The following is a 25,792-nucleotide window of genomic DNA, read 5'->3' as shown; positions in this document are numbered from 1 at the left end:
GCGGCGCGCCGGGCTGGCAGGAACGTAACAGGCTTGAAAACCGTCCGAAAGACCTTGCTGGAATTTTCTGCAAGAAGGAACGATCGTTACATCCGCGTGTCCCGAAGGTTGCCTACATGCCGCTTGACAGGGGCGGTTCCGTATCAGGTTCTGCAAGAACTTGCGCAAGGGCCATCCGGACCGCCGCCCTCCGCCGGCCGGCGGCCCGCGCGGAGCCGACCGGCCGTCCGCACGGCGGGCGGGCGATGGGCATCGGCGATCCGCACCCGGTACAGTCCCCTTCCATGACCGCGCGGCTCTCCGACATCGCAGCCCAGGCGGGGGTCAGTGAAGCCACAGTCAGCCGCGTGCTCAACGGCAAGCCCGGTGTGGCCGCTGCCACCCGCGAATCCGTGCTTGCCGCACTCGACGTCCTCGGCTACGAGCGCCCCGGCCGGCTGACCCGGCGCAGCGCGGGCCTCGTCGGGCTGATCATCCCCGAGCTGGACAACCCGATCTTCCCCGCGCTCGCGCAGGTCATCGGGCAGGCCCTCACCCGGCAGGGATACACCCCGGTGCTCGCCACCCAGACCCCCGGCGGGTCCACGGAGGACGAGCTCACCGACATGCTGGTGGAACGGGGCGTCGCGGGCGTCATCTTCGTCTCCGGTCTGCACGCCGACACCACCGCCGACACCTCCCGCTACGACCGGCTGCGCGGCAAGGGCGTCCCGTTCGTCCTGATCAACGGCTTCTCGCCGCGTGTACGGGCCCCCTTCGTCTCCCCCGACGACCGCGCCGCGATGGTGCTCGCGGTGACGCACCTGGCGGCGCTCGGGCACACCCGGATCGGCCTCGCGGTCGGCCCCGTGCGGTTCGTGCCCGTCCTGCGCAAGATCGAGGGGTTCACCAAGGGCATGCGGGAGCGGTTCGGCCTCTCCCCCGCCGAGATCGCGGAGCTGATCCAGCACTCCCTCTACAGCCTGGAGGGCGGGCAGGCCGCGGCCGGCGCGCTCATCGAGAAGGGCTGCACCGCGGTGGTGTGCGCCAGCGACATGATGGCGCTCGGCGCGATCCGGGCCGCCCGCGAGCAGGGCCTTTCGGTGCCGGGCGACGTGTCGGTGGTCGGCTTCGACGACTCCCCTCTCATAGCGTTCACCGATCCGCCACTCACCACCATCCGGCAGCCGGTGCAGGCGATGGGCCAGGCGGCGGTACGGGCCCTGCTGGAGGAGATCGGCGGGACGCCGGCTCCGCACACCGAGTTCGTCTTCATGCCGGAGCTGGTGGTACGGGGGTCGACGGCGTCGGCTCCGGCGGGGCGCGGGTAGGCTCCGGCGGCGCGGGCGCGGGCCGGGGGTGCGGGCTGCGGCTTGAGGTCGGGGGCTGAGGCTTGAGGTCGGGGGCCGAGGCCGGAGGTTACGGCCGGACACACACCACGGGCCGGGGTCCTGGGGACAGCCCCACCAGAGCCCCTACTCCGGAAGGTGGAGAGGGTGCGCCGCTCACCCGACCGAGGGATGATCGGTCGAGTGGACGCGATCTGGCAGACTCTCCTCTCATGGGTGAAACGACCGTGAAGACCTCGGATTGTCGGACGACCCCGTCGTCGTCACCCATCGTGGCCGGCGACCGGTCCCCGCGTTCCTCGTGGACGACCCGGATACCCCGGCGCCCGCGCATCTGGTTCGAGATCCTGCTCATCGCGGTGAGCTACTGGACGTACTCGCTCATCCGCAACGCGGTACCCGAGCAGAAGGCCCAGGCCCTGCGCAACGCCGACTGGGTCTGGCAGACCGAGCACACGCTCGGTCTCGCCTTCGAACACGCCGTCAATCATGCCGTCAATTCGGTGACCTGGCTGATCGTCGGCATGAACTACTACTACGCCACGCTGCACTTCATCGTGACGATCGGTGTGCTGGTGTGGCTGTACCGGTGGCATCCGGGCCGTTACGCGGCGTTCCGCACGGCCCTGTTCGCGACCACCGCCGTGGCCCTGGTCGGCTACTACCTGTTCCCGCTCGCGCCGCCCCGGCTGATGGACGGCGGCGGGTTCGTCGACACCGTCCTCGTCCACCACACCTGGGGTTCGATGGCCTCGGGCAACCTCAAGCACATGTCGAACCAGTACGCGGCGATGCCGTCGATGCACATCGGCTGGTCGCTGTGGTGCGGGCTGACCCTCTTCCTGCTGACGAGGGCGCCGTGGGCGCGGATCCTGGGGCTTCTCTACCCGACGGCGACCCTCGTCGTCATCGTGGCCACCGCCAACCACTTCTGGATGGACGCGGCGGGCGGCGCGCTCTGCCTGACGTTCGGCTTCGCGGTCTCGTACTTCTGGTACGGCTCGCATCCGCACCAGCTGCCGAAGCTGGTGGAGCCCGCTGCGGCCACGGTGCGCGGTGCGGTGCCGGCCCGGCCGGCGCCGGTAGCGGTAGCGGTAGCGGCGGCCGACCCGGGTACAGAGACCGGCGCCGGCCCCGAGGCCGGCGCGGACGCCGACGGCGGTGTGGGCGTCGACGGCGGCGCCGATCCGGCCGGCCCCGGCATACCCCACTCGCCGGGGAACTCCCCGGAGGCGGAACGGGTGGGATCCGGCCGGTAGCCGGGGCGTCGGCCGCCCGACGGTCACCGCGGCCCGACAGCCGCCCAGGCCCGTCCCCTGACACGGATCAGGAAGGCGGGCCTTGTTCACCCCCCACTATGCACGCGATGTATACACCACGCGTATAGTCGCGGCCATGACTTTCGTCCCCCGGGCGCTGAAGACCCTCGCCGTCGCCATGCTCGCCGTCGCCGCCGCGCATCTGATCCTGTCCGACACCCTGCGCCTGGGCTTCAGCGCCGAGGCCTCGGCCACCCTCGGCAGCCCGCAGGGATACGGGTCGGACCAGGCGTTCACCACCGCGCTCGTCAACACCGCGCTCGTCCTCCCGCTGGTGCTGTGGGCGGGCCTGCGGATCGCGGGCGAGCGGAAGGTCGGGATCCCGGTGCTCGTGGCGTCCGTCGCCTGGATGGTGGCGGTGTGGCGCGGCCTCGACACGATCGACGACGCGCCCGGCGCGCTGCTCCCGCTGCCCTCGCTCGCCCTGGTCGTCGCGGTGGCGGTGCTCGGCTCGCTCGTACCGAGGAGGACCGCCGGCGGTACGGGGGCTGCCGGGCGGGTCGGCGCGGGGCAGGAAGGCGCCGGGCGGGAAGGCGCCGGGGCGGGGGCGGGCGCCGGGCGCGGGCCGCAGGCCCCGTCACTCTCGTACGTCGACCTCAGGTCGCCCCGTACCCCCGTACCCCAGGGCCCGCGCGGCCGTCAGGCCCCGTAGAACAGCTCCTCCATCACCGCCCGCGCCCGGCGCGTGATCCGGCGGTAGTCGTCGACCATCTCGCCCACGTGCCCCGGCCCGTACCCGAGGTAGCGGCCCACCGCCGCCAGCTCGCGCGGCTCGGACGGGAAGGTGTCGCCGGGGCGGCCGCGGACCAGCATCACCGCGTTGCGCACCCGGGTGGCGAGCACCCACGCGTCGTCCAGCGTCTGGGCCTCCTCCGTGGTCATCAGGCCCGCCGCGTGCGCGGCGGCCAGCGCCTCGCGGGTCCGGGTGGTACGCAGGCCCGGTTCGGACCAGCCGTAGCGCATCTGGAGCAGCTGCACCGTCCACTCGACATCGCTCAGCCCGCCCCGGCCCAGCTTGGCGTGGAGCGTCGGGTCGGCGCCGCGCGGCAGCCGCTCGTTCTCCATCCGGGCCTTCAGCCGGCGGATCTCCCGCGCGGCGTCCTCGCCGAGCCCCTCCGCCGGGTAGCGCAGCGGGTCGACCAGCTCGATGAAGCGCCGCCCGAGGTCGTGGTCGCCCGCCATCGGCGCGGCGCGCAGCAGGGCCTGGCTCTCCCAGACCAGCGACCAGCGGCGGTAGTACGCCTGGTACGACTTCAGGGTGCGCACCAGCGGGCCGCTCTTGCCCTCGGGGCGCAGATCGGCGTCGATGAGCAGCGGCGGGTCGGCGGTCGGCAGCTGGAGCAGCCGGCGCATCTCGGCGACGACCCGGTTCGCGGCCCGGGCGGCCTCCTGCTCGTCCACGCCCTCGCGCGGTTCGTGGACGAAGAGCACGTCGGCGTCGGAGCCGTAGCCGAGCTCGTGACCGCCGAAGCGGCCCATGCCGATGACGGCGAACCGGGTCGGCAGCTCGTCACCCCACTCGGCGCGGACGGCGGCGCGCAGCGCGCCCGCGAGGGTGGCCGCGTTGAGGTCGGTGACGGCCTGCCCGACCCGGTCGACAAGGGCGCCGGGGTCGGGTTCGCGGGGGTTGTCCTCGGTGCCGTACGAGCCGATGAGGTCGGCCGCGGTGGTACGGAACAGTTCCCGGCGCCGCACCCCACGAGCCGCGGCCACCGCCTGCTCGGCACCGTCGGCGCGGCCCACCGCGGCGAGCACCTCCTGCTCCAGGTGCTCGCGGCCGCGCGGGGCCAGGCCCTCGGGGTCGCCGAGGATGGCGACGGCCTCGGGGGCGCGCAGCAGCAGGTCGGGGGCGAGCCGGCCGGCGGACAGGACCCGGGCGAGGTTCTCGGCGGCGGCGCCCTCGTCGCGCAGCAGCCGCAGGTACCAGGGGGTCTTGCCGAGCGCGTCGGACACCTTGCGGAAGCCGAGCAGACCCGCGTCCGGGTCGGCGGAGTCGGCGAACCAGCCGAGCAGGACGGGCAGCAGGGTGCGCTGGATGGCGGCCTTGCGGCTGACGCCGGAGGACAGCGCCTCCAGGTGGCGCAGGGCGGCGGCCGGGTCGGCGTATCCGAGCGCTTCGAGGCGCTGTCCGGCGGCCTTCGGGCTGAGCCGGATCTCGCCGGGGGCGAGCTGGGCGACGGCGTCGAGCAGCGGCCGGTAGAAAATTTTCTCGTGCAGTCGGCGGACCACGGCCGCGTGCCGCTTCCACTCGCGGCCGAGCGCGGACACCGGGTCGGTGCGCAGGCCGAGGGAGCGGCCGAGCCGGCGCAGATCCTCCTCGCCCTCGGGGACGAGGTGGGTGCGGCGCAGCCGGAAGAGCTGGATGCGGTGTTCCAGGGTGCGCAGGAAGCGGTAGGCGTCGTCGAGCTGGGCGGCGTCGGCGCGGCCCACGTACCCGCCGTCGGCGAGGGCGGCGAGCGCGACGAGCGTGGTGGGGCTGTGCAGGGTGGAGTCGCTGCGGCCGTGCACCAGCTGGAGGAGCTGGACGGCGAACTCGACGTCGCGCAGGCCCCCGGGGCCCAGCTTGAGTTCGCGTTCGACCTGGCCGGGCGGGATGTTGTCGACGACCCGGCGGCGCATCTTCTGCACGTCGGCGACGAAGTTCTCGCGCTCCGCCGCCTGCCAGACGAGCGGCGAGACGGCGTCCAGGTAGGCGGCCCCGAGCTCCTGGTCGCCGGCCACCGCGCGGGCCTTCAGAAGGGCCTGGAACTCCCAGGTCTTGGCCCAGCGCTGGTAGTAGGCGAGATGGGAGGAGAGGGTGCGCACCAGCGGGCCGTTGCGGCCCTCGGGGCGGAGGTTGGCGTCGACGGGCCAGATGACGCCCTCGACGGTGGTCTCCGAGCAGATCCGCATGAGGTGGGAGGCGAGCCGGGTCGCGGCCTGGAGCGCGCGGGCCTCGCCGCCCTCGTGCTCGCGGGCCTCGTCGGTGGGCTCGCCGACGAAGATGACGTCGACGTCGGAGACGTAGTTCAGTTCGAGCCCGCCGCACTTGCCCATGGCGATCACGGCCAGCCGGCACTGGGCGGCGTCCTCGGGCGCGGCCGCCCGCGCCTGCGCGAGCGCGGCGCGCAGGGTGGCGGTGGCGAGGTCGGCGAGTTCGGCGGCGGCCTGGGCGACGTCGGTGGTGCCGCACACGTCGCGGGCGGCGATCCCGAGCAGGCAGCGGCGGTAGGCGACGCGCAGCGAGACCGGGTCGGTCGCCTCGGCGAGCCCGCGCTCGAATTCGGGGAGGCCCGGGTGCAGGTCGGCGGCCTCGTAGGTGACCAGGGCCTGCCAGTCGCGGGGGTGGCGGGCGAGGTGGTCGGCGAGCGCTTCGGAGGTGCCGAGGACGCCGAGCAGCCGGTCGCGAAACGGCTTCGCGGTGAGCAGGGTGGTGGTGAACGCGGGCCGTTCGACGTCCGTCTGGGCCTCGACCAGGCGGACCAGGCCGCGCAGGGCGAGGTCCGGGTCGGCGGTGGCGCCGAGAGCGTCGAGGAGGACGGCGTCGCCGCGCAGGGCGTCGAGTCCGTCGAGTTCGAGCAGCCGCTCGGCGGCGGACGGGTCCGTGAACCCGTGCCGCAGCAGCCGGGTGAACGTACTGCTCCTGCGTCCCGGCGCCGTCATCCCGCCGCTCCCTCCACCGGCCGAAACCGTTTGATCCGAAACCGTTTGATCCGAGTTCGCGGACGAGCCTAGTACCGACAGGGGGCTTCGGGTGCGGGGGCGTTCCGGATGCACGCGGGCGTGCCAGGTGCACGTGACGGCGCGGGGGCTCGTGGCGGCGTGGGTGGGGGTGGGGGCGTGCGGGGGCGTGCGGGCGGGGTGGGAGGCGGAGCGGGGGTGAGAAAGGTGAGGCGGGGGCGTGTGGAGGTGGTGGGTGTGGTGGAGGTGGCGGAGGCGCGCGGGCGGGGCGTGTGGGGGTGGCGGGGGCGCGCGGGCGGGGGTGTTCCGGGTGCGGGTGGGCGGGACGTGCGTGAGGGTGGCAGGTGGCAGGTGGCAGGTGGCAGGTGGCAGGTGGCAGGTGGCAGGGAAGCCGTGGACGACCGAGGGGACGAGGGGTGTGACCGTGCACTGGACTCTGGAAGTGGTCCCCGTGCCCGTCGCCGATGTGGACCGGGCCAAGGAGTTCTACGAGACGAAGCTCGGCTTCACGGTGGACCTGGACCAGGAGATCACCCCGGGCGTACGGATCGTCCAGATCACCCCGCCGGGCTCGCGCTGTTCGCTCGCCCTGGTCCAGGGCATGCCCCCGTTCCCCGGCACCCGCGAGATGACCCCGGGCAGTCTGCAGGGCCTCCAGATGTGCGTCACCGACATCGAGGCGGCGCGCGAACGGCTGCTGTCGACCGGGGTCGCGGTGTCGCCGGTGATGCACATGGGCGCGGGAGGCTGGGCGCCGGGCCGGGGCGGCGTCTGGAACGCGTTCCTGACCTTCACGGACCCGGACGGCAACGGCTGGGCGGTGCAGGAGGCGCCGTCGGAGCTGTCGGAGCGCTGAGGGGTGGGGCCGGTCAGGGGCCGGGGCAGGGGCCGGGGCAGGGGCGGGGCGTCAGAGCCCGGACGGGTCCTCGGCCGCGCCGCGCTCCGCGAACACGACCCGGTAGTTGCGCACCTGTTCGTCCTCGCCCTCGTACGTCATGCCCGCGGCCTCCATCACCCGCTGGGAGGCGAGGTTGTCGAGGTCGGCGTCGCCCCGGACTGCCGTGGCGCCCGCCGCGCGGGCGCGGGCGATCAGGGCGCGCAGGGATTCGGAGGCGTAGCCCCGGCCGCGCACGGCGGGGACCAGGCCGTAGCCGATGGTGACGACGCCGTCGGCGTCCGGCGGGCCGTGGAAGCCGATGCCGCCGATGGCGAGCCCGTCGGCCGGCTGCCGGATCTCGTACGCGCGCCAGACCCCGGGGTCACCGCGCTCGGCGACCCCGTTGAGGAAGCCTCGGGCCCCGCGGACGTCGCCGGGGGCCGGATAGCCCTCGGCCCAGCGGTCGCCGGGCGCGGGGGCCGACTCGACGACGCGGCCGGCTTCGGTGGCGGTGAGCGGATGCAGCAGCAGCCGGGCGGTCACGAGGGGCGGTACGCCGTCGGCCGGGGCTTTCAAATCGGCTGCGGTGGCGGCCGCTTCGGCGGAACCGGCCCCATCGGTGGAGCCGGTGGAGTCACTTGCTTCGGTGGTGTCGGTGGAGTCGTTCACGCGGGGCAGTGTCGGACCCTCCGGGCCTGCCGCGCAACGGATTTGATCGCCCGCTCAGCCCGACTGGCCTGGGCTGCCCTGGAGTTCCCCGGTGGCCTCCTGGTATGCCTCGGCGGCGTGGGTGAAGTAGTCGAAGAGGACCACGATTTGCTCGGGAGAGTACGACCCGAGAAGCTTGGCGGTCCGGCGGCGGGCGGGGGCGAGCGCCAGGTCGAGGCCGCCGGGCCGGTCGACCGGTTCGACGATGACCTTCCGCCGGTCGGCGGGGTCGGGGGGCGGCAGCGCGGCGGACGTAACCGGCCTCCCCTCGCCCCCGGACACTTTCCGCAGAACCGGCGGGAGCTAGGCTGCGAACCGTGGCCACCGCCGGATCCCCGGATCGCATACGCGGGCGATGGCCGATGGCCCCGGAACCTTGGGAGGGATCCGCGCGGTGGAAATCTTCGGCTTCGAACTGGTGCGGCGCGGCTACGACCGCCATCAGGTCGATCAGTACATCAGTGAGCTGTGCGCGACGAAGTCGCCCGCCGCCCCGCCGGCCTTCCGCATCGCGTGGCGGGGCTACGACCGCGCGCAGGTCGACGAGTGCGTCGAGGAACTGCGCGCCCGATTCGGCGCCTGACGACCCGAAGGCGCCTCGCGGACCAGCTCGCGGACGGGCCCAGGACCGGCCCAGAGACACGGACGGCCCGGGAGACGCGTCAGGGCCGCGGTTCGCGGCCGCCGGCCCTGTGTGTCGGTTCCGGGCTCGCCGCGCCCCGGTCCTGATCCGCCGGACAGCCTCTACAGCACCGGCAGGTTCTTGCGGCGCTCGAAGGCGGTGACCTCGGAGCGGTACTCCTCCCACTCCTGCTTCTTGTTGCGCAGGAAGAAGTCGAAGACGTGCTCGCCGAGGGTCTCCGCGACCAGTTCGCTGCGCTCCATCAGGGCGATCGACTCGCCCAGGTTCTGCGGCAGCGGCTCGATACCCATCGCGCGGCGCTCGGCGTCGCTGAGCGCCCAGACGTCGTCGTCGGCGCCCGCCGGGAGTTCGTATCCCTCCTCGATGCCCTTCAGACCGGCGGCGAGCAGGACGGCATACGTCAGATACGGGTTGGCGCCCGAGTCGATGGAGCGGACCTCGACCCGCGAGGAACCCGTCTTGCCGGGCTTGTACATGGGGACCCGGATCAGCGCGGAGCGGTTGTTGTGGCCCCAGCAGATGTACGCGGGGGCCTCGCCGCCCGAGCCGGCGGTGCGGCCGGAGCCGCCCCAGATGCGCTTGTAGGAGTTGACCCACTGGTTGGTGACGGCGGCCGTCTCCGCCGCGTGCCGCAGCAGACCCGCGATGAAGGAGCGGCCGACCTTGGAGAGCTGGTACTCGGCGCCCGACTCGTAGAACGCGTTGCGGTCGCCCTCGAAGAGGGAGAGGTGGGTGTGCATGCCCGAGCCCGGGAACTCGGAGAACGGCTTCGGCATGAAGGTGGCCTGCACGCCCTGTTCGAGCGCGACCTGCTTCATGATCAGCCGGAAGGTCATGATGTTGTCGGCCGTGGACAGGGCGTCCGCGTAGCGCAGATCGATCTCCTGCTGGCCCGGCGCGCCCTCGTGGTGGCTGAACTCCACCGAGATGCCCATCGACTCCAGCATGGTGATGGCCTGCCGGCGGAAGTCCATGCCGACGTTCTGCGGAGTGTGGTCGAAGTAGCCGGAGTTGTCGGCCGGGGTGGGCCGGGAGCCGTCCAGCGGCTTGTCCTTCAGCAGGAAGAACTCGATCTCGGGGTGGGTGTAGAAGGTGAAGCCCAGGTCCGAGGTCTTGGCGAGGGCGCGCTTGAGGACGTAGCGCGGGTCGGCGAAGGACGGCGAGCCGTCCGGCATGAGGATGTCGCAGAACATCCGGGCGGTGCCCGGGGCCTCCGCGCGCCACGGCAGGATCTGGAAGGTGCCCGGGTCCGGCTTGGCGATCATGTCGGACTCGTAGACACGGGCGAAGCCCTCGATCGCCGAGCCGTCGAAGCCGATGCCCTCGTCGAAGGCCTGCTCCAGCTCGGCGGGTGCCACGGCGACCGACTTCAGGAAGCCCAGTACGTCCGTGAACCACAGCCGCACGAAGCGGATGTCACGCTCCTCGAGCGTACGGAGCACAAACTCCTGCTGCTTGTCCATTCTCACACCCATCCTCGCTGGTCAGGCCGCCCGCACCCACCGCCTCGCATGCGTCGGGGGCATGTGGACAATCCCACCACATGGTTTCGGCCGATCGCACCCGTGTGTTGCGCGCTCATGTCGCCTCGTGTCGCACCCCCATAGTGCCCGCTCGGGCGCGGCCCGGGTAACGCGGGACGGGCTCCGTACCGGCCTCCTTGCTCACCCGTTCGGCCCACAAGGGCCCTTCTGCCACTACGATCGCGCCCATGGGAGCCTTCCGGCTGGGCGGCCCGCCGCGACACGCGCGTCCCCTGGCACTGGCGAGTGCCGTGGCGACGCTCCTCGGCGCGCTCTCGCTCTGTCTGGGGCTGACGGGGCTGTTCGGCGCCCCGGCCGGACAGGGGCACCACGGGGCCCCGTACGACCGGTGGGCGGCGGCCTCGCGAGCAACCGTCCCGGCGGCCATCCCCGCGACGGGGTCGGCGACGGCCCACACGGCGTACGCGCCTCACGCGGCGTACCCGCCGTACGCCACGACCGGGGGAGTGACCCCGTCGGCCTTCCGGGGCGAGCAGCGGTACAGCTGTCCGTACGAATCCGGCGGCTGCTCGCTCTTCCCCGCCTTCTCCCCCGCCGTGCTCGGCGCGCCTCCGCACGACGCGCCCCCGCACTCCGCGGACCGGCTCCCCCTGTTCGCCGCGCCGCACCTTTCCGGCCGGATGCCCCGGTCCGGCGCGCAGCCCCGTGCGCCGGATCTCCACGTCCTTCAAGTACTGCGGACGTGAGTCACCGGGGTGCCGTCTCGCGCGGGGCTCACGCCCGGCGCGGACCACACATCCCGTTCGCACCTCAGTTCGCTTTATCTTCCCGCTTCCGAACTTTCCAAAGGACGACATCCGCCATGGCCGCGAACCACCCCTCGAACAACGACCGCCGCGCCCGAATAGAGGAGATGCGCCGCGCCGAGCAGGCCCGCGAGCGCCGCAACCGCGTCCTGACGATCGGCGTCTCGGCCGTCGTCGTCCTCGCCCTCGTAGGCGTCGGCGGCTGGGCCATCAACAAGCAGAGCGACAAGCAGGATCAGCAGGAGGCCGTCGCCAAGGGCCCCATCGAGGGCGAGAAGGACTGGGACCCCAAGAAGCTGACCCGCAACCACGTCGAGACCCCCGTCACGTACAAGATGAACCCGCCCGTCGGCGGTGACCACCACCCGATCTGGCAGAACTGCAACGGCGACGTCTACGACAAGCCGCTGGACAAGGTCCACGCCGTGCACTCCCTGGAGCACGGCGCCGTATGGGTGACGTACAACAAGAAGGCCGACAAGGGCGACCTCGACAAGCTGAGCACGAAGGTCAAGAAGACCCCGTACTCGCTGATGAGCCCGATCGACGACCAGTCCGGCGCGATCATGCTGAGCGCCTGGGGCAAGCAGGTGACCGTGGACGGCGCGGACGACCCGCGCGTCGACGCCTTCTTCACCAAGTACGTCAACGGCCCGCAGACGCCCGAGCCGGGTGCCGCCTGCACCGGCGGCATCGACGCCGCCGGCAAGGGCGGCAAGGCGATGGGCCAGTGAAGCTGAACCGGACGCAGTGGGCGTCCGTCACCGCCGTGGTCCTCGCGCTGCTGTTCGCCGGCGGCGCGGTCACCTTCGCCTCCGCGGACCGCTCCCCCAGGAGCCACACACCGACGACCCTGTCGGCGGACGCGGGTTTCGCCCGTGACATGTCGGTCCATCATCAGCAGGCCGTCGAGATGTCGTTCATCGTCCGCGACCGGACGACGAACGAGGAGGTGCGCCGCCTCGCGTACGACATCGCCAACACCCAGGCCAACCAGCGCGGCATGATGCTGGGCTGGCTCGACCTGTGGCAGCTGCCGAAGGTGCAGGCGGACCAGGCGCCGATGGCCTGGATGGACATGGGCGACATGCACGACGAGTCGGCCGCCGAGGACGGCGCGCTGATGCCCGGCATGGCCACCCGCGCGCAGCTGGACCAGCTGCGCAAGGCGTCGGGGCGCGAGGCCGAGGTCCTCTATCTGAAGCTGATGACCGCGCACCACAAGGGCGGTGTCCACATGGCCGAGGGCTGTGTCGACACGTGCGAGCCCGGGGTCGAGCGGGATCTCGCGCAGGGCATGGTCGACGGGCAGACCGCCGAGATCAAGCTGATGGCGGACATGTTGAAGGCGCGGGGCGCGTAGCGCGGCCCGCGCCGTACTCTCCGGTTCCCGCCCGTTCCGGCGGATGACGGCCCCCGTGGCCCCGGCTCGCGCCGAGGTCGCGGGGGCCGCGTCGCGCGCGGACAATGAAAGGGCACCCGGGGGCGTGCGTACGGCGGTGTGCGGGCCGGTCCGGATCGCAACGAGTCGAATCGGACCTGACCGGACCGGACCAGTTCAGACCGGACCTGATCGGACCGGACCTGATCGCTTGAGGCGAGGGCACCGCCGCGTACCACGGCGTTCGACGACGTACGACGTACCACGTTCGACGAAAGGGGCGCGAAGTCCATGACCACGGCGAAGGACATCATGCATCCGGGGGCCCAGTGGATCCCGGCTCACGAGACGCTCGACCGTGCCGCCCAGAAGATGCGCGACCTCGACGTGGGCGCCCTGCCCATCGCCGACGGAAACGAGCGGCTCTGCGGGATCGTCACCGACCGCGACATCGTGGTCCGCTGCGTGGCCGAGGGCCACGACCCCGCGAAGGTCACCTGCGGGGAGCTGGCGCAGGGCACCCCGCGCTGGATCGAGACCGGCGCGGATGTGGGCGCGGTGCTCGACGAGATGCAGGGACACCGGATCAAGCGGCTGCCGGTCATCGACGAGAACAAGAGGCTCGTCGGCATGATCAGTGAGGCCGATCTGGCACAGCATCTGTCGGACGGGCAGCTGGCGAAGTTCGTCGAGACCGTCTACGCCACGCACTGACGCCCACTCCTCTCCCCTCCTCCTCCCCCTACGCCCACCGACCCCGGCCGCCGAGTTCGCGCGACCGGGGCGGGGGCTTGTCCGCGCTATACGGGGCGGGGGTATGCTGCGCGGTATGTCGGAGTCGAGGCGGACCAGAGGCGTGGAGCGGCTGCTGCTGCTCGCGGCCCTGCTGTTCGGCCTGGTCACGATGCACACGCTGGGGCACGGGCCGACCGGCCACAACGCGTCGGCGCTCACACGGATGGCGGCCCCGGCAACCGCCGGGCAGGAGCCCGGCACCGCCGGACACAGCCACCACGGCTTGGCGCGGGGGGCGACGGCCGACATGGAGGCCGATTCCGCCGTCCACTCCCCCAACGCACCGGTCGCTCAGGCCGCCCCCGCCATCGTGAACGCCGCCCCGCACAACCACCCCTCGATGCCGCCCGCCCACGGAAACGGCGGCCCGCTGGCCGTCTGCCTCGCGGTGCTCGGCGCGCTCGTCGTGGTCCTCGGCGGCGCGGCGCTGCTGCGGGCGCGCCGCCGTGCCGGGCGGCTCGGGGCGGGCCCGACAGGTGTGCGGCGGATCGCGCGGCCGCAGCCGCCTCCGGGGCTCGCGGTCCTCGACCGGGTGGCGGTCCTGCGGATCTAGACGGAACGGGCAGCAGAAGCATCCCCGTTTCCTTCTTCCTCTTTGATACGAGAGGCCGCGTTCCGTCATGTCTTCTTCCACCCCTTCCACCTCCCCCGCCTCTTCCGCCTCCTTCTTCTCCTCCGGCGGGTTCAGCCGCCGGTCCGCGCTCGGTGCCGGGCTGGCCGTCGCCGGGACCGGTCTGCTGGCCGCATGTTCCAGCGATCCCGCTCCGTCGCCGGGCGCGGCGTACGTCTCCCCGCACGGCCCCGAGGTCGCCGCCGCCGAGGCCAAGCGCACCCCGGGCAAGGGGGGCCCGGTCCGTACGGTCAAGCTCACCGCCACCCCCGCCACCGTGGACCTCGGCGCCGGCCGTACGGTCCGGACCTGGGCGTACGGGGACGACCTGCCCGGCAAGGAGGTACGGGTCACGGCCGGCGACACCCTGGCCCTCACCCTCGCCAACCACCTCCCCCAGACCACCTCGCTGCACTGGCACGGACTCGCCCTGCGCAACGACATGGACGGGGTGCCGGGCGTCACGCAGCCGGAGATCAAGGCGGGTGCGGAGTTCGCGTACCGCTTCACGGTCGCGCACCCCGGCACATACTGGTTCCACCCGCACTCCGGCACCCAGCAGGACCGGGGGCTGTACGCCCCGCTGATCGTCGAGGACCCGAAGGAGCCGCTGAAGTACGACAAGGAGTGGGTCGTCGTCCTCGACGACTGGGTCGACGGGGTGGACGGCTCGACGCCGGAGGCCGTACTCGCCGAACTGCGCCAGGGCATGGGTGGCATGGACGGCGGCGAGGGGCATGACATGGGGGACATGCCGGGGATGGACCATGGCAGCGGCCACTCCGGCCACTCGATGTCCATGACCCGGTCCGGGAGCGCTGCCGGTGGTTCGGCCGCCGGCGGGTCGGCGACGTCCGCGCCGCCGACCGGGCCGTCCCGCATGATGATGGGTGCCACCAGTGAGCTCCTCGGCGGTGACGCCGGCGATGTGAACTACCCGTACTACCTGATCAACGGCCGGATCCCGGACGCCCCGAGCGAGTTCAGGGCCAAGCCCGGCGACCGGGTGCGGATCCGGTTCGTCAACGCGGGCGGCGACACCGCCTTCCGGGTCGCGCTCGGCGGCCACGAGATGACGGTGACCCACACCGACGGCTTCCCCGTCACCCACGCGAAGACCGACGCGCTGCTGCTCGGCATGGGCGAGCGCTACGACGTCCTCGTCACCGTCAAGGACGGCGTCTTCCCGCTCACCGCGCTCGCCGAGGGCAAGCGCGCCACCGGCCTCGCCCTGCTGCGCACCGGCAAGGGCGCCGCGCCCGCCCCGATCATCCGGCCGAAGGAACTGGACGGCCGCGTCCTCACCGCCGACCGCCTCAAGCCCGCCCCCGGCACGGCCCTCGCGGCCCGCACCCCGGACCGGACGATCCGGATCCGGCTCACCGGCGGAATGATGAAGTACGACTGGGGCTTCGACGGCCGGCCGTACGACCCGGCCCGGCGTTACGACGTCTCGGCGGGCGAGCGGGTCAGGATCGAGTTCACCAACGGCACGTCCATGTGGCACCCGCTCCATCTGCACGGCCACACGTTCGCGTTGGGCAGCGGTGTCCGCAAGGACACGGCGGTCATCCTGCCGGGCCGCAAGCTGACGATGGACTTCGACGCCGACAACCCGGGCCTGTGGATGATCCACTGCCACAACGTCTACCACTCGGAGTCCGGGATGATGACGACCCTGGGCTACCGGGCGGAATAGGGGGCCGCTTTCCCGGCGGCGGTCCGCCCCACACCCGCCGCACCCGCCACACCGCGACGTGTCGCCTCCGCATAAGGCGCGGAGGCGACACGAAGGGGACTGGTCCGAGGCTCAGCCAGAGGCGAGATTCACGAGGCAAGTCAGTCCGAAACCGACGGCGAGAAAAACGCCCAGGAATCTGATCAGGTTCGGCGAGAATCCCGGGCCTGGACCGACCGTGCCGTGGTTCATGAAGAACGCGTGCATTCGATAGGCGCAATCCTTCACATTGACCGCCAGGGCGATCCCTACGACAGCCGCGCCCCCCTGCCACACCACGCGAAGAGAGCCCCCTTCGCCCACGGCGAGCAGCCAATCGACTTCCGGCACCACGCTCGACAACCCCCCACACACGCCATTCCGCCCGCATATCACTCACGCTGCGGCGCGGAAACACAAAGGCCTCTCGCCACGGCCGCACCGGACTCCACCCGACCGAAGCGGTAAGGCTAGATGAACAGCGGACCGATCCTGGCGGCGAGATTGGCGATCGACACCACGGCCATCACACCGCCTACGATCCTCAGCGTCCCCACCGTGGCGAGACCGACCTTCCCGAACATCAGATAGGAGACGAGTCGAAAGAATTCGTCAGCAGCACCCCTGATGTTCAGAAGCATGGCTACCCCGAATGTCCCGAAGAGCAGGAAAGCGATCAGGGACACGGCGTCGACACCACCACCAGACGCCGCCGTCTCCGACGCGACCACATGCACCACCATACGAACCCCCATCGACCGGCCGAAGCGCTTCACTCCGACTGGATGAACTCTCGCCGTGGACGCCCCCGAAAGAGCGCCCCCCTCATTTCGCCCCACCGGACCACCGGACCACCGGACCGCACGGCGGAGCCGGACGGAGACGGCGGCCGCCGCAGTGGCCGCCGTCGTTCGCTGTCAGAAACCGCCGGTGAGGGCCATCCAGATCACACCGATCATCACAGTTCCGAGACCCAAGGCAAGAGACGCGTCAGCACTCCAGCATCGCGTCCACTGAGTCTGCGGCTCTGCGGTGGCTTGCGGCGCGCCCCCTGCAGGGGAGGACCTCAGCCACGCCTTGATCTCCTGCTGTGCCTTGCGGGTCGAACCGACGTAGTGATCGACAAGCGACCCACCGAAAGCGAATACCCAGACCTTCGACTCCTTGCCAAGGTCGATATCGAGCGATCCCTGACTGTCGACCGGGACACCACGGATCGCCGCCTTCGGGATGCGGTGGGTACGCAGAGGCCCCACCACCGTGAGCAAGTCCTTGCCCAACATCACCTTGCAGTTCGCGACTCTCCCGGCGATGCCGGCGAGCAGCAGAAATACCGGTATCCCTTGCCAGCCCCTCCGGAACCCATGGACGGAGGTGACATTGAGCACCGCCGCAATCGCAAGGGTTCCCAGGCCCACGATGAGCACCCAGGCGATCACCAGCCAGGAGACCCGTCGCAACACCACTTTCTTCACCGCGTCTTGTTCCACGGCCCCTCCGTTCAACGGTCTTCACCCGCCCGCGAGCGCCGCCACTTGACCCAGCTCCCGATCAGCGCGCCGGAGCCGATCGCGAACGCGGGAGGGATCAGCACCTCGTAGAGGCCGCCCCACTCCCTGGCCAGTCGGGTGACCAGGACGATGAGGACCCCCAGCGGAATCCCCCACCCCAGCCGGACAGCCCACTTCCTCACGTCTCGCCCGCCCCCTCGTCCTGCCGAATCGTTTCCCCTGCACGTCAAGACTTCCGGTCGCGCCGCCGGCGGGCGGTATTCCCCTCCGCCACAAGCGGACCGGAGACCTCCAGTCTCCCGGACCGGCGGGAACGACGCGTCGGGCCCCATACCGTCGAGGTGACGATTAGAGTGGACCCGTGCCTCAGCGACGACAGCTACGACTCGCGCTCCAGCAGATCGACTCGACCGTCGGGGACCTCGACGGGAACGCGGAGGCCGTGCTCCGCCGGACCCGGCAGGCCGCCGAACGCGGTGCGCATCTCGTCGCGTTCCCCGAGATGGCCCTGACCGGCTACCCGGTCGAGGACCTGGCGCTGCGCCCCTCGTTCGTCGAGGCCTCCCGGGCCGCCCTGCGGGCGCTCGCGGGGCGGCTCGACGCCGAGGGGCTCGGCGAGGTGCCGGTGGTCGTGGGATACCTCGACCGTTCCGAGCGGGCCCAGCCGCGCCTCGGGCGGCCCGCCGGGGCGCCGCTGAACGCGGCGGCGGTGCTGCACCGGGGCGAGGCGGTGCTGCGGTTCGCCAAGCACCACCTGCCCAACTACGGCGTGTTCGACGAGTACCGCTACTTCGTGCGCGGTGACACCCTGCCCGTCCTGCGCGTGCACGGCGTCGATGTCGCGCTCGCGATCTGCGAGGACCTGTGGCAGGACGGCGGCCGGGTGCCGGCCGCGCGAGCCGCCCGCGCCGGGCTGCTCCTGTCGGTCAACGCCTCCCCGTACGAACGGAACAAGGACGACACCCGGCTCGCCCTCGTGAGCGACCGGGCCCGGGAGGCCGGCTGCGTCACGGCGTACGTGGCGATGACGGGCGGCCAGGACGAGCTGGTCTTCGACGGTGACTCGATCGTGGTCGACGCGCGGGGCGAAGTCCTCGCGCGCGCCGCGCAGTTCACCGAGACCTGCCTGCTGATCGACCTGGACCTGCCGGCCGCCGACCCGGCGGCGCCGGAGTCCGGGAGCGTCGTCGACGACGGGCTGCGGATCGAGCGGGCCGTCCTGCCGGGCGAGCCGCCGGCCGCGTACGAGCCGACGGAGAGCGGTGGCCGGGCCGAACCGCTGGACGACCTCGCGGAGGTGTACGCGGCGCTGGTGACGGGGCTGCGCGCGTATGTGACCAAGAGCGGTTTCCGGTCCGTCCTCGTCGGTCTGTCCGGCGGCATCGACTCGGCCCTCGTCGCCGCGATCGCCTGCGACGCACTCGGACCCGAGCAGGTGCACGCGGTGTCGATGCCGTCGGCGTACTCCTCCGGCCACTCGCGCGACGACGCCGCCGAACTGGCCCGCCGCACCGGGCTCCGCTTCCGCACCGTCTCCATCGAGCCGATGTTCGACGCCTACATGGGTGCGCTCGGCCTCACCGGACTCGCCGAGGAGAATCTCCAGGCCCGGCTGCGCGGCACGCTGCTGATGGGGCTGTCCAACCAGGAGGGCCATCTCGTCCTGGCGCCGGGCAACAAGTCCGAGCTGGCGGTGGGGTATTCAACGCTCTACGGCGACGCGGTCGGCGCGTTCGGGCCCATCAAGGACGTCTACAAGTCGGACGTCTACCGCCTTGCCCGCTGGCGCAACGGCGCCGCCGAGGCGCGCGGCGAGACCCCGCCCATCCCGGAGCACACCCTCACCAAGCCGCCGAGCGCCGAACTCCGGCCCGGTCAGGTCGACACGGACTCGCTGCCCGACTACGACGTCCTCGACCGGATCCTGGAGCTGTACGTCGACCGCGACCAAGGGCACGCGGAGATCGTCGCGGCGGGCTTCGCCGAGGAGTTGGTCACCCGCACGCTGCGAATGGTCGACACCGCCGAGTACAAGCGCCGCCAGTATCCGCCGGGCACCAAGATCTCCGCGAAGGGCTTCGGCAAGGACCGGCGCCTACCCATCGTCAACCAGTGGCGGGAAGGCTGGAGTTAGGGGCTGCCCCTAGGCCGCCCGAACTCGATTGCGCGACCACCCGCACACGAGACAGAGTCGCCCGATGAACACCTCCACGCACCCCGTCGACCACGAACTCGTCGAAACCGCCGCGCACATCGCCCGCACCCGTTGCCGGGGCGAGAACCACACCATGGCGGCCGCGGGCCGTAACCGGGACGGCCGGATCGTCACCGCGGTGAACGCCTACCACTTCACGGGCGGACCCTGCGCCGAGCTCGTCCTCATCGGCGCGGCGGCCGCCCAGGGCGCGTACGACCTGGTCACGATCGTCGCCGTGGGCGACCGGGAGCGCGGTGTCGTCCCGCCCTGCGGCCGGTGCCGGCAGGCCCTCCTCGACTACTACCCGGGCGTCCGGGTCGTCGTCGGCAACGGCGACGGCCGACGCGCCGTCCCGATCGCCGAGCTGCTGCCCGAGAGCTACGTCTGGGCGGATCACCAGACCGAACCCGTGTAGGCCCCACGACCCGGCCACCGCCCAGGTCCACCAGGCAGGTCCGCCGGGCCGGCCTGCCAGGCAACGCACCTGCCGGCCAGACGAGTTGACCGGAAGAACTTGTCGGTTCACACGTCCCGGAGGGAAGTATTCGCCCCCACGTCGCGTTGACCACCCCTCGGTGGCGGTGCCCCTTCGCCGGCCGCCGCCCCGGCCGGGCCCCGGGCTCACGCCCCGCGGACGGCCTTCACGCGCACGAGTCGAGCGACCCACCCCGAAAGGCCGTACCCGCCATGAAGTACCGCGTCATCGGAAGCTCCCCCGAAACCCGCCGTGAGGTCAGCGTGCTGAGCCTCGGGACCATGAACTTCGGCACCCTCGTCGACGAGGACACCTCCTTCGCACTGCTCGACCGGTTCGCCGAGGCCGGCGGCACCTTCCTCGACACCTCCAACAACTACGCGTTCTGGGTGAACGGAACGCAGGGCGGCGAGAGCGAGGAGCTGCTCGGCCGCTGGCTGAAGAGCCGGGGCGCCGGGGACGAGATGACCATCGCCACCAAGCTCGGCGCCCGCCCCAACCAGCCCGCCACCACCTTCGGCCTGGACGTGGAGGGCCTGTCCGCCCGGGCGATCCGGGAGTCCTCCGAGCAGAGCCGCGAACGGCTCGGCATCGAGCGGATCCACCTGCTCTACGCGCACGTCATGGACGAGCACACCCCGCTGGAGGAGACCGTCCACGGTTTCGCCGACGTGGTGGCGGACGGGGTCGCCGGGCTGCTCGGCGCGAGCAACCACTGGGCCTGGCGCGTCGAACGGGCCCGTGCCCTGGCCGCCGCGGCGGGCGTACCCGGATATGAGGTGCTCCAGCACCACCACAGCTATCTGCGCCAGCGCACCGACATCCCGACCCTGCGCTCCCCCGACGGCAACCAGGGCCTGGTGAGCGGCGACCTGCTCAGCTATCTGCGGGCCACCCCGGAGCTGACGCAGGTCGCGTACTCACCGCTCATCGCGGGCGCGTACGTACGGGACGACAAGCCGCTCGGCCCCGGCTTCGAGCACGCGGGCACCCAGCCCCGGCTGGCGGCGGTCCGCGAGGTGGCTGCGGAGACCGGCGCCACCGTCAACCAGGTGGTGCTGTCCTGGCTGATGGGCGGCGCCGTACCGGTCGTCCCGCTCATCGGCGCCTCGTCGCTCGCCCAGCTGGAGGAGAACCTGGGCGCGGTCGACCTCGAACTGACCGAGGAGCAGCGGAAGAAGCTCGACTCGGTGAACTGACGCAAAGTCAGGGCTGGTCGGGCGAAGGCTGGAAGCGGAGCCGCGCGGCCACCGGAAGGTGGTCGCTGCGGGTTTCCGGCAAGGTCCAGGAGGACAGCGGTTCGACGCCCCGGACGAGGATCTGGTCGATGCGTGCCATCGGGAACGAGGCCGGCCAGCTGAAGCCGAAGCCGTCGCCCGCCGCGCCCTGGGTGGAGCGGAGCTGGGAGGTGACGGCGGTCAGGGCGCGGTCGTTCATGGTGCCGTTGAGGTCGCCGAGGAGGACGACGCGCGGGTTCGGGTCGCGGGAGATGGCCGCGCCGAGGGCGTCGGCGCTGTCGTCGCGCTGGGTGGCGGTGAAACCGGCGTTCATCTTGACCCGTACGGACGGCAGATGGGCGACGTAGACGGCGATGTCGCCGGACGGCGCGACGACGGTGGCGCGCAGGGCGCGGGTCCAGCCGAGGCGGATGTCGACCGGCCGGACGCCGCGCAGCGGGTGCTTGCTCCACACGCCGACGGTGCCCTGGACGGAGTGGTGCGGGTACGCGGCGGCCAGGCCCTTCTCGTACACCGGGACCATGTCGCTCTTGAGCTCCTCCAGGGCCACCACGTCGAGGCCGGAGTCCGCGATCTGACGGGCCGTTCCCTCGGGGTCGGGGTTGGCGGCGTTGACGTTGTGGCTGACCACGGTGAGGTCGCCGCCGTCGGCCGACTTGTCGACGACGAGGCCGCCGAAGAGGTTGAGCCAGACCACGCAGGGCAGGACCAGCGCGATCAGCGCGGTCGCGGAACGGCGGAGCAGGGCGAGGACGAAGAGCACCGGGACGAGCGCGCCGAACCAGGGCAGGAAGGTCTCGGTCAGGCTGCCGAGGTTGCCGATCCGGTTGGGGATGCTGGAGTGAAAGGCCATCACCAGCGCGATCAGGACCGCCCATCCGGCCAGGATCGCGCCCCGGCGCCAGATGCCCCGGTCGTGGCGCAGCCGTGCCAGACGGCCGCCCCTTCCGGGGGGTTCGGCGGGCGGGAAGGTGGTGTCGTGATGGTCCGGTGTGCCGCCGTTCTCGGTGCCCGTCATGTCCACGCGCGTCATCGCCGCCGTCCTCACTGCCTTGCTGTCCGACCCGGTCCCGACCCTAGGTGATACCGCGCCAGTCGTACTCATCGAGGGACGACTGACGCGCGTGGCGGGTTCCTGCAGGTGATGCGGGGCGTACGCCTGTGACAGAACGCGCACATTCGTCCGGACCCGCCACCCCGTCAGACCCGCGGCCGGACGCCTTCCAGGACGGTGTCGACGATTCTCTCGGCGAGGCCGGGCTCCAGGGGCGCGTCGGGCCGGATGACCGTACGGAGCAGCAGGGGGCCGGTGAAGAGGTCGTTGACGAGCTCGACGTCGAGGTCGGGGCGGATCTCGCCGGCCGCCATGCCGCGCCGGATGGCGTCGAGGGACAGCCGGCGGCGCGGCTCTATGACCGTGCGGTGGTAGGCCTCCCAGAGCTTGGGATACATCCGCATCTGGGAGTACACGTTGTGCAGCAGCGCGGAGGACCGCTTGACCATGCCGCGCTGCCGCAGGGTCTCCAGGAGCATGACGAGGTCGTCCCGGGCGGAGGTGCCCGGCAGGTCCGGCTCCGGGGGTTCGACGGAGCGCAGCAGGTCGATGAGGAGGGCTTCCTTGCCGGGCCAGCGGCGGTAGATGGTGGCCTTGCCGACCCCGGCGGTGCGGGCGATCTTCTCGATGGACAGATCGGCGAGCGGGACCCCGTGCTCCAGCATCCCGATCGCCGCGTCGAAGATGGCGGCCTCCGCCGCCTCGCTGCGCGGCCGTCCCCGGCGCCCGGTACACGGGGCGGAGGCGGCGGACGGGACGGGCGTGAGGGATGCGTCGGAGGCGGCCGCCGGGGCCCCCGCCCCCGTACTCCGGCCCGCGTTCCCCGTCCCGGAGGGCCCCGGCCCGCCGGCCACCGGCCCGCCCGGCGCCGCGCCCCGTGCCGCCACCCGCTCCGGGTCGGTGGTCCTCGCCCCTGTCGTCTCGTACGACACGTCCGTTCCGCCTCCTTCGCCCTGGCCTACCTCGGAACCGATTCTCCCGCTTCCGCCCGGGCGCCCGGAACGGCGGCGTCCGGCGCGGCCCCCGCCGGGGCGCGGCCGGGCAGGAAGAGGGCGACGACGATCGCGCCGAGGACGGCGACGGCGGCCGAACCGAGGGCGGTGACGTGCATGGCGTCGAGGAAGGCGTCGTACGCGGGCGCGACCAGGTCGCGGCCGGCCGGGCCGATCTTCGCGGCGACGCCGAGCGTCGCCTCGATGGACTCGCCCGCCGTCTCGCGCAGCCCCGCCGGGAGCCCGGCGAGATGCTCGTCGATCTCGCCCCGGTACGTGGTGGACAGGACGGAGCCGAGGACGGCCACCCCGAGCGCGCCGCCGACCTGGCGGAAGGTGTTGTTGATCGCGGAGCCGGAGCCGGCCTTCTCGCGCGGCAGCGCCTGCATCACGGTGACGGTGACCGGCGGCATGATGTGCGCCATGCCGGCGCCCTGGACGAAGAAGACGACCTCCATGATCCAGACCGGCGTGTCGGCGCCGAAGAAGGCGAAGGCGGCCAGACCGACGGCGACGGCGAGCATGCCCACCGTGCACACGGCCTTGGCGCCGAAGCGGTCGACGACGTGCCGGGCGCGCGGCGCGAAGATCATCTGGGCGACGGCGAGCGGCAGGATCAGCAGACCGGATTCGAGCGCGCTGTAGCCGCGCACGCTCTGCAGGTAGAACGCGGAGAAGAAGGTCACCCCCATGAGGGCGAAGAACACCAGCGCGATGGCGGCGACGGCGGCCGAGAACGCCGGCTTACGGAAGTACGAGACGTCGAGCGCGGGGTGGTCGGCGCGCCGCTCGTACAGGACGAAGGCGACGAGGACGGCGAGACCGCCGAGCGCCGGGAGCAGCACGGTGACATCCGTGAAACTGGCCAGCTCGCCGCCGCGGATGATGCCGTACACCAGCAGCACGAGACCGAGGACGGACAGCAGGACGCCGGGCAGGTCGATCCGGCCGGGCCGCGGGTCCCTGGAGTCGGGCACCAGCCAGGCCATCAGCGCGAGCGCGGCGATCACCACGGGCACGTTGACGAGGAAGATCGAGCCCCACCAGAAGTGCTCCAGGAGCAGACCGCCGGTGATGGGGCCGATGGCGATGGCGAGACCGACGCTGCCGGCCCAGATGCCGATGGCCTTGGGCTGCTCGTCGCGCTCGAAGACGTTCATGAGCACGGCGAGGGTGGCGGGCATCACGAACGCGGCGCCGAGGCCCATCAGGGCGCGGAAGCCGATCAGCTCGCCCGGGGTGCCGGACTGGGCGGCGAGCGCGGAGGCGATGCCGAAGACGGCTATGCCGAACAGCAGCACCTTCTTGCGGCCGAGGCGGTCGCCGAGGAGGCCGGAGGTGAAGAGCAGGCCGGCGAAGACGAGCGTGTAGGAGTTGATGGCCCACTCCAGCTCGCTCTGGGTGGCGCCGATGCCGGTGGGCGCGGGGCTCGCGATCGTCTTGACGGCGACGTTGAGGATCGAGTTGTCGAGGACGACGATCAGCAGGCTGAGCATGAGCACACCGAGGATCGCCCAGCGGCGGCGGTGCACGGCTTCCGGGACGCGGGGCGCCCCGGAAGCGGCGGAGTCGGAAGTCGGCTGAGACATGCCGCTCACCCTAGTGCGCTTACGATACGAGACCGTCTCGTATATGAACTTGCTGACGGAGATTTTGCCTGGTGGGCGGGGGTACGACGCCTCGGGAAGCACCCCAGTCCCGCCCGCCCCGCCTCCGGCCGGGCCTGGCCGAATCGGCGGGACCCGGCCGGAATGCGCCCGCCCTCCGTGTGAACAGCGCCACTCCACCCGGCCCCGCCGCACCGCTTCCCCGGCCACCGGGCGAAGTGCCACCATGGATGTGGTCCGGGGACGCCACAGGGCGCCTCGAGATGACGACAAGAGGAGCCGTTCACCATGACGCTTCAGGCTGCCCAGAAACCGCCCGCCGACAGCAGCAAGGCGCTGTACGGAGGAAAGGGCACCCGCCGTATCACCGTCCACGACATCGCCGCCGCGAAGACGCGGGGCGAGAAGTGGCCCATGCTCACCGCCTACGACGCGATGACCGCCTCCGTCTTCGACGAGGCCGGCATCCCGGTGATCCTCGTCGGCGACTCCATGGGCAACTGTCATCTCGGCTACGAGACCACCGTGCCGGTCACCATGGACGAGATGACCCTGCTCTCCGCCGCCGTCGTCCGCGGCACCCGCCGCGCGCTCGTCGTCGGCGACCTCACCTTCGGCTCGTACCAGGAAGGGCCCGTCCAGGCCCTGCGCAACGCCACCCGGCTGGTCAAGGAGGCGGGCGTCGGCGCGATCAAGCTGGAGGGCGGCGAGCGCTCGCTGCCCCAGACCGAGCTGCTGGTCCAGGCCGGCATCCCGGTCATGTCCCACCTCGGCCTGACCCCGCAGTCCGTCAACACCATGGGCTACCGGGTGCAGGGCCGCGGCGACGAGGCCGCGCACCGGCTGCTGCGCGACGCCAAGGCGGCGCAGGACGCGGGCGCCTTCGCCGTCGTCCTGGAGCTGGTCCCGGCCGAGCTCGCCGCCGAGGTCACCCGCTCGCTGGACATCCCGACCATCGGCATCGGCGCGGGCGCCGGCACCGACGCGCAGGTCCTCGTCTGGACCGACATGGCCGGGCTGACCGGTGGCAAGGTGCCGCGCTTCACCAAGCAGTACGCCAACCTGCGCGAGACCCTCGGCGACGCCGCCCGGGCCTTCGCGGAGGACGTCGCCGGCGGGGCGTTCCCCGCCGAGGAGCACACCTTCCACTAGCCGGTACGGCGCCACCTGCCCGCCGTACCGGCCGACGCGGACAGTCGGACGGCACGGCGGGCACCTTGACCACTTCCGGCACCACGACAGCCCGCCGACCGTCCCCCGTCGGCGGGCTGTCCCCGTGGGCGGGGGTACGCCGCAGGCGGCTCCCCCCGGGCCCCCTCGGCCACCACGTCCCCGGCTCCCGGTCCCGCCCGGCGACCGGGAGGCGTCTGCGCGTGCGGGTGCTTGTCGG

General features: G+C 72.1%; 26 protein-coding genes. 15 read left to right on the top strand and 11 right to left on the bottom strand.

From position 1 onward, the window contains the following. The first annotated feature begins 284 nt into the window (after positions 1 to 284). From ACGFRB_RS07000 to ACGFRB_RS06990, 3 genes are all read left to right on the top strand, one after another. Positions 285 to 1,310 (top strand): LacI family DNA-binding transcriptional regulator, encoded by a 1,026-nt coding sequence (locus ACGFRB_RS07000; protein WP_363004804.1) that lies wholly within the window; start codon positions 285 to 287, stop codon positions 1,308 to 1,310. A 230-nt stretch (positions 1,311 to 1,540) separates the two neighbouring features. Continuing rightward, positions 1,541 to 2,587 (top strand): phosphatase PAP2 family protein, encoded by a 1,047-nt coding sequence (locus tag ACGFRB_RS06995; protein WP_393240044.1) that lies wholly within the window; start codon positions 1,541 to 1,543, stop codon positions 2,585 to 2,587. A 136-nt stretch (positions 2,588 to 2,723) separates the two neighbouring features. Continuing rightward, positions 2,724 to 3,299: a hypothetical protein gene (locus ACGFRB_RS06990; RefSeq protein WP_393240041.1), complete on the top strand. Its 576-nt coding sequence runs from the start codon at positions 2,724 to 2,726 to the stop codon at positions 3,297 to 3,299. On the opposite strand, the gene ACGFRB_RS06985 is transcribed toward ACGFRB_RS06990, so the two are convergent. Next, a complete protein-coding gene (locus tag ACGFRB_RS06985; RefSeq protein ID WP_393240038.1) occupies positions 3,287 to 6,289 on the bottom strand; it encodes a bifunctional [glutamine synthetase] adenylyltransferase/[glutamine synthetase]-adenylyl-L-tyrosine phosphorylase in 3,003 nt (1,000 codons plus the stop codon). The two genes, ACGFRB_RS06990 and ACGFRB_RS06985, sit on opposite strands and share 13 nt — an antisense overlap. 442 nt (positions 6,290 to 6,731) lie before the next feature. Between ACGFRB_RS06985 and ACGFRB_RS06980 the strand changes: the two genes are divergently transcribed. Beyond that, a complete protein-coding gene (locus ACGFRB_RS06980; protein ID WP_363004812.1) occupies positions 6,732 to 7,163 on the top strand; it encodes a VOC family protein in 432 nt (143 codons plus the stop codon). Positions 7,164 to 7,214: 51 nt separating this feature from the next. Here the strand turns inward: ACGFRB_RS06980 and ACGFRB_RS06975 are convergent, their stop codons facing one another. Together ACGFRB_RS06975 and ACGFRB_RS06970 are read right to left on the bottom strand one after the other, a co-directional pair. Further along, positions 7,215 to 7,853, bottom strand: coding sequence for a GNAT family N-acetyltransferase (locus ACGFRB_RS06975; RefSeq protein WP_393240035.1), 639 nt, complete (start codon positions 7,851 to 7,853; stop codon positions 7,215 to 7,217). Between the two features lie 54 nt (positions 7,854 to 7,907). After that, positions 7,908 to 8,174, bottom strand: a complete 267-nt coding sequence (locus ACGFRB_RS06970; RefSeq protein ID WP_393240032.1) for a hypothetical protein — start codon at positions 8,172 to 8,174, stop codon at positions 7,908 to 7,910. A 112-nt stretch (positions 8,175 to 8,286) separates the two neighbouring features. Here ACGFRB_RS06970 and ACGFRB_RS06965 point away from each other — a divergent pair, with 112 nt between their 5' ends. After that, positions 8,287 to 8,475, top strand: coding sequence for a hypothetical protein (locus tag ACGFRB_RS06965; protein WP_363004818.1), 189 nt, complete (start codon positions 8,287 to 8,289; stop codon positions 8,473 to 8,475). 161 nt (positions 8,476 to 8,636) lie between these two features. On the opposite strand, the gene ACGFRB_RS06960 is transcribed toward ACGFRB_RS06965, so the two are convergent. Further along, complete coding sequence (locus tag ACGFRB_RS06960) at positions 8,637 to 9,998, bottom strand: glutamine synthetase family protein (RefSeq protein ID WP_359874684.1); 1,362 nt, start codon at positions 9,996 to 9,998, stop codon at positions 8,637 to 8,639. A 248-nt stretch (positions 9,999 to 10,246) separates the two neighbouring features. Between ACGFRB_RS06960 and ACGFRB_RS06955 the strand changes: the two genes are divergently transcribed. From ACGFRB_RS06955 to ACGFRB_RS06930, 6 genes are all read left to right on the top strand, one after another. Beyond that, positions 10,247 to 10,765, top strand: a complete 519-nt coding sequence (locus tag ACGFRB_RS06955) for a hypothetical protein (RefSeq protein ID WP_393240029.1) — start codon at positions 10,247 to 10,249, stop codon at positions 10,763 to 10,765. Between the two features lie 116 nt (positions 10,766 to 10,881). Further along, positions 10,882 to 11,559 carry a DUF3105 domain-containing protein gene (locus tag ACGFRB_RS06950; protein ID WP_393240026.1) on the top strand — a complete coding sequence of 226 codons (678 nt, stop codon included), beginning with the start codon at positions 10,882 to 10,884 and terminating at the stop codon, positions 11,557 to 11,559. Between the two features lie 2 nt (positions 11,560 to 11,561). Continuing rightward, entirely contained in the window at positions 11,562 to 12,188 is a 627-nt protein-coding gene (locus ACGFRB_RS06945; RefSeq protein WP_363005344.1) for a DUF305 domain-containing protein, read from the top strand. Positions 12,189 to 12,497: 309 nt separating this feature from the next. Then, a complete protein-coding gene (locus ACGFRB_RS06940) occupies positions 12,498 to 12,920 on the top strand; it encodes a CBS domain-containing protein (RefSeq protein WP_393240023.1) in 423 nt (140 codons plus the stop codon). A 115-nt stretch (positions 12,921 to 13,035) separates the two neighbouring features. Continuing rightward, the gene (locus ACGFRB_RS06935; RefSeq protein WP_393240020.1) at positions 13,036 to 13,554 is read left to right on the top strand and encodes a hypothetical protein; all 519 of its coding nucleotides are present in this window, start codon (positions 13,036 to 13,038) and stop codon (positions 13,552 to 13,554) included. 67 nt (positions 13,555 to 13,621) lie between these two features. After that, positions 13,622 to 15,310, top strand: a complete 1,689-nt coding sequence (locus tag ACGFRB_RS06930) for a multicopper oxidase family protein (protein WP_393240018.1) — start codon at positions 13,622 to 13,624, stop codon at positions 15,308 to 15,310. Positions 15,311 to 15,421: 111 nt separating this feature from the next. Here the strand turns inward: ACGFRB_RS06930 and ACGFRB_RS06925 are convergent, their stop codons facing one another. The 4 genes from ACGFRB_RS06925 to ACGFRB_RS06910 form a co-directional block, all read right to left on the bottom strand. Then, a complete protein-coding gene (locus ACGFRB_RS06925) occupies positions 15,422 to 15,682 on the bottom strand; it encodes a hypothetical protein (RefSeq protein WP_393240015.1) in 261 nt (86 codons plus the stop codon). A gap of 116 nt (positions 15,683 to 15,798) precedes the next feature. Next, complete coding sequence (locus tag ACGFRB_RS06920) at positions 15,799 to 16,104, bottom strand: hypothetical protein (RefSeq protein WP_393240012.1); 306 nt, start codon at positions 16,102 to 16,104, stop codon at positions 15,799 to 15,801. Positions 16,105 to 16,245: 141 nt separating this feature from the next. After that, a complete protein-coding gene (locus ACGFRB_RS06915; RefSeq protein ID WP_393240010.1) occupies positions 16,246 to 16,818 on the bottom strand; it encodes a hypothetical protein in 573 nt (190 codons plus the stop codon). A gap of 11 nt (positions 16,819 to 16,829) precedes the next feature. After that, the gene (locus ACGFRB_RS06910) at positions 16,830 to 17,021 is read right to left on the bottom strand and encodes a hypothetical protein (protein ID WP_393240007.1); all 192 of its coding nucleotides are present in this window, start codon (positions 17,019 to 17,021) and stop codon (positions 16,830 to 16,832) included. 179 nt (positions 17,022 to 17,200) lie between these two features. Here ACGFRB_RS06910 and ACGFRB_RS06905 point away from each other — a divergent pair, with 179 nt between their 5' ends. The 3 genes from ACGFRB_RS06905 to ACGFRB_RS06895 all read left to right on the top strand — a co-directional run bounded on the left by ACGFRB_RS06905 (position 17,201) and on the right by ACGFRB_RS06895 (position 20,710). Beyond that, positions 17,201 to 18,973, top strand: coding sequence for an NAD+ synthase (locus tag ACGFRB_RS06905; protein ID WP_393240005.1), 1,773 nt, complete (start codon positions 17,201 to 17,203; stop codon positions 18,971 to 18,973). 64 nt (positions 18,974 to 19,037) lie between these two features. After that, the gene (locus ACGFRB_RS06900; RefSeq protein ID WP_393240002.1) at positions 19,038 to 19,451 is read left to right on the top strand and encodes a cytidine deaminase; all 414 of its coding nucleotides are present in this window, start codon (positions 19,038 to 19,040) and stop codon (positions 19,449 to 19,451) included. A gap of 272 nt (positions 19,452 to 19,723) precedes the next feature. Then, positions 19,724 to 20,710, top strand: coding sequence for an aldo/keto reductase (locus tag ACGFRB_RS06895; RefSeq protein WP_393240000.1), 987 nt, complete (start codon positions 19,724 to 19,726; stop codon positions 20,708 to 20,710). 7 nt (positions 20,711 to 20,717) lie between these two features. Here ACGFRB_RS06895 and ACGFRB_RS06890 read toward each other — a convergent pair whose 3' ends face one another. The 3 genes from ACGFRB_RS06890 to ACGFRB_RS06880 form a co-directional block, all read right to left on the bottom strand. Beyond that, positions 20,718 to 21,782: an endonuclease/exonuclease/phosphatase family protein gene (locus tag ACGFRB_RS06890; RefSeq protein WP_393239997.1), complete on the bottom strand. Its 1,065-nt coding sequence runs from the start codon at positions 21,780 to 21,782 to the stop codon at positions 20,718 to 20,720. A gap of 167 nt (positions 21,783 to 21,949) precedes the next feature. Next, positions 21,950 to 22,657: a TetR/AcrR family transcriptional regulator gene (locus ACGFRB_RS06885; RefSeq protein WP_393240587.1), complete on the bottom strand. Its 708-nt coding sequence runs from the start codon at positions 22,655 to 22,657 to the stop codon at positions 21,950 to 21,952. A gap of 104 nt (positions 22,658 to 22,761) precedes the next feature. Beyond that, on the bottom strand, positions 22,762 to 24,384 hold the full coding sequence (locus tag ACGFRB_RS06880; protein WP_363004844.1) for an MFS transporter: 1,623 nt from the start codon (positions 24,382 to 24,384) through the stop codon (positions 22,762 to 22,764). 306 nt (positions 24,385 to 24,690) lie between these two features. Here ACGFRB_RS06880 and panB point away from each other — a divergent pair, with 306 nt between their 5' ends. Further along, positions 24,691 to 25,554, top strand: a complete 864-nt coding sequence (gene panB, locus ACGFRB_RS06875) for a 3-methyl-2-oxobutanoate hydroxymethyltransferase (protein ID WP_363004846.1) — start codon at positions 24,691 to 24,693, stop codon at positions 25,552 to 25,554. The last annotated feature ends 238 nt before the right edge of the window (positions 25,555 to 25,792 follow it).

It is taken from the genome of Streptomyces sp. NPDC048718 (assembly GCF_043198875.1).
Taxonomy (GTDB): domain Bacteria; phylum Actinomycetota; class Actinomycetes; order Streptomycetales; family Streptomycetaceae; genus Streptomyces.
This window is presented reverse-complemented; position numbering and strand designations above follow the sequence as displayed.

What these genes read in the sequence shown, in the direction of transcription:
- ACGFRB_RS06955 (WP_393240029.1), top strand. Translation starts at nt 10,247, where the DNA reads ATGGGAGCCTTCCGGCTGGGCGGCCCGCCGCGACACGCGCGTCCCCTG.
- ACGFRB_RS06960 (WP_359874684.1), bottom strand. Translation starts at nt 9,998, where the DNA reads ATGGACAAGCAGCAGGAGTTTGTGCTCCGTACGCTCGAGGAGCGTGAC.
- ACGFRB_RS06895 (WP_393240000.1), top strand. Translation starts at nt 19,724, where the DNA reads ATGAAGTACCGCGTCATCGGAAGCTCCCCCGAAACCCGCCGTGAGGTC.
- panB (WP_363004846.1), top strand. Translation starts at nt 24,691, where the DNA reads ATGACGCTTCAGGCTGCCCAGAAACCGCCCGCCGACAGCAGCAAGGCG.
- ACGFRB_RS06940 (WP_393240023.1), top strand. Translation starts at nt 12,498, where the DNA reads ATGACCACGGCGAAGGACATCATGCATCCGGGGGCCCAGTGGATCCCG.
- ACGFRB_RS06995 (WP_393240044.1), top strand. Translation starts at nt 1,541, where the DNA reads ATGGGTGAAACGACCGTGAAGACCTCGGATTGTCGGACGACCCCGTCG.
- ACGFRB_RS07000 (WP_363004804.1), top strand. Translation starts at nt 285, where the DNA reads ATGACCGCGCGGCTCTCCGACATCGCAGCCCAGGCGGGGGTCAGTGAA.
- ACGFRB_RS06990 (WP_393240041.1), top strand. Translation starts at nt 2,724, where the DNA reads ATGACTTTCGTCCCCCGGGCGCTGAAGACCCTCGCCGTCGCCATGCTC.
- ACGFRB_RS06930 (WP_393240018.1), top strand. Translation starts at nt 13,622, where the DNA reads ATGTCTTCTTCCACCCCTTCCACCTCCCCCGCCTCTTCCGCCTCCTTC.
- ACGFRB_RS06985 (WP_393240038.1), bottom strand. Translation starts at nt 6,289, where the DNA reads ATGACGGCGCCGGGACGCAGGAGCAGTACGTTCACCCGGCTGCTGCGG.
- ACGFRB_RS06890 (WP_393239997.1), bottom strand. Translation starts at nt 21,782, where the DNA reads ATGACGCGCGTGGACATGACGGGCACCGAGAACGGCGGCACACCGGAC.
- ACGFRB_RS06935 (WP_393240020.1), top strand. Translation starts at nt 13,036, where the DNA reads ATGTCGGAGTCGAGGCGGACCAGAGGCGTGGAGCGGCTGCTGCTGCTC.
- ACGFRB_RS06880 (WP_363004844.1), bottom strand. Translation starts at nt 24,384, where the DNA reads ATGTCTCAGCCGACTTCCGACTCCGCCGCTTCCGGGGCGCCCCGCGTC.
- ACGFRB_RS06900 (WP_393240002.1), top strand. Translation starts at nt 19,038, where the DNA reads ATGAACACCTCCACGCACCCCGTCGACCACGAACTCGTCGAAACCGCC.
- ACGFRB_RS06950 (WP_393240026.1), top strand. Translation starts at nt 10,882, where the DNA reads ATGGCCGCGAACCACCCCTCGAACAACGACCGCCGCGCCCGAATAGAG.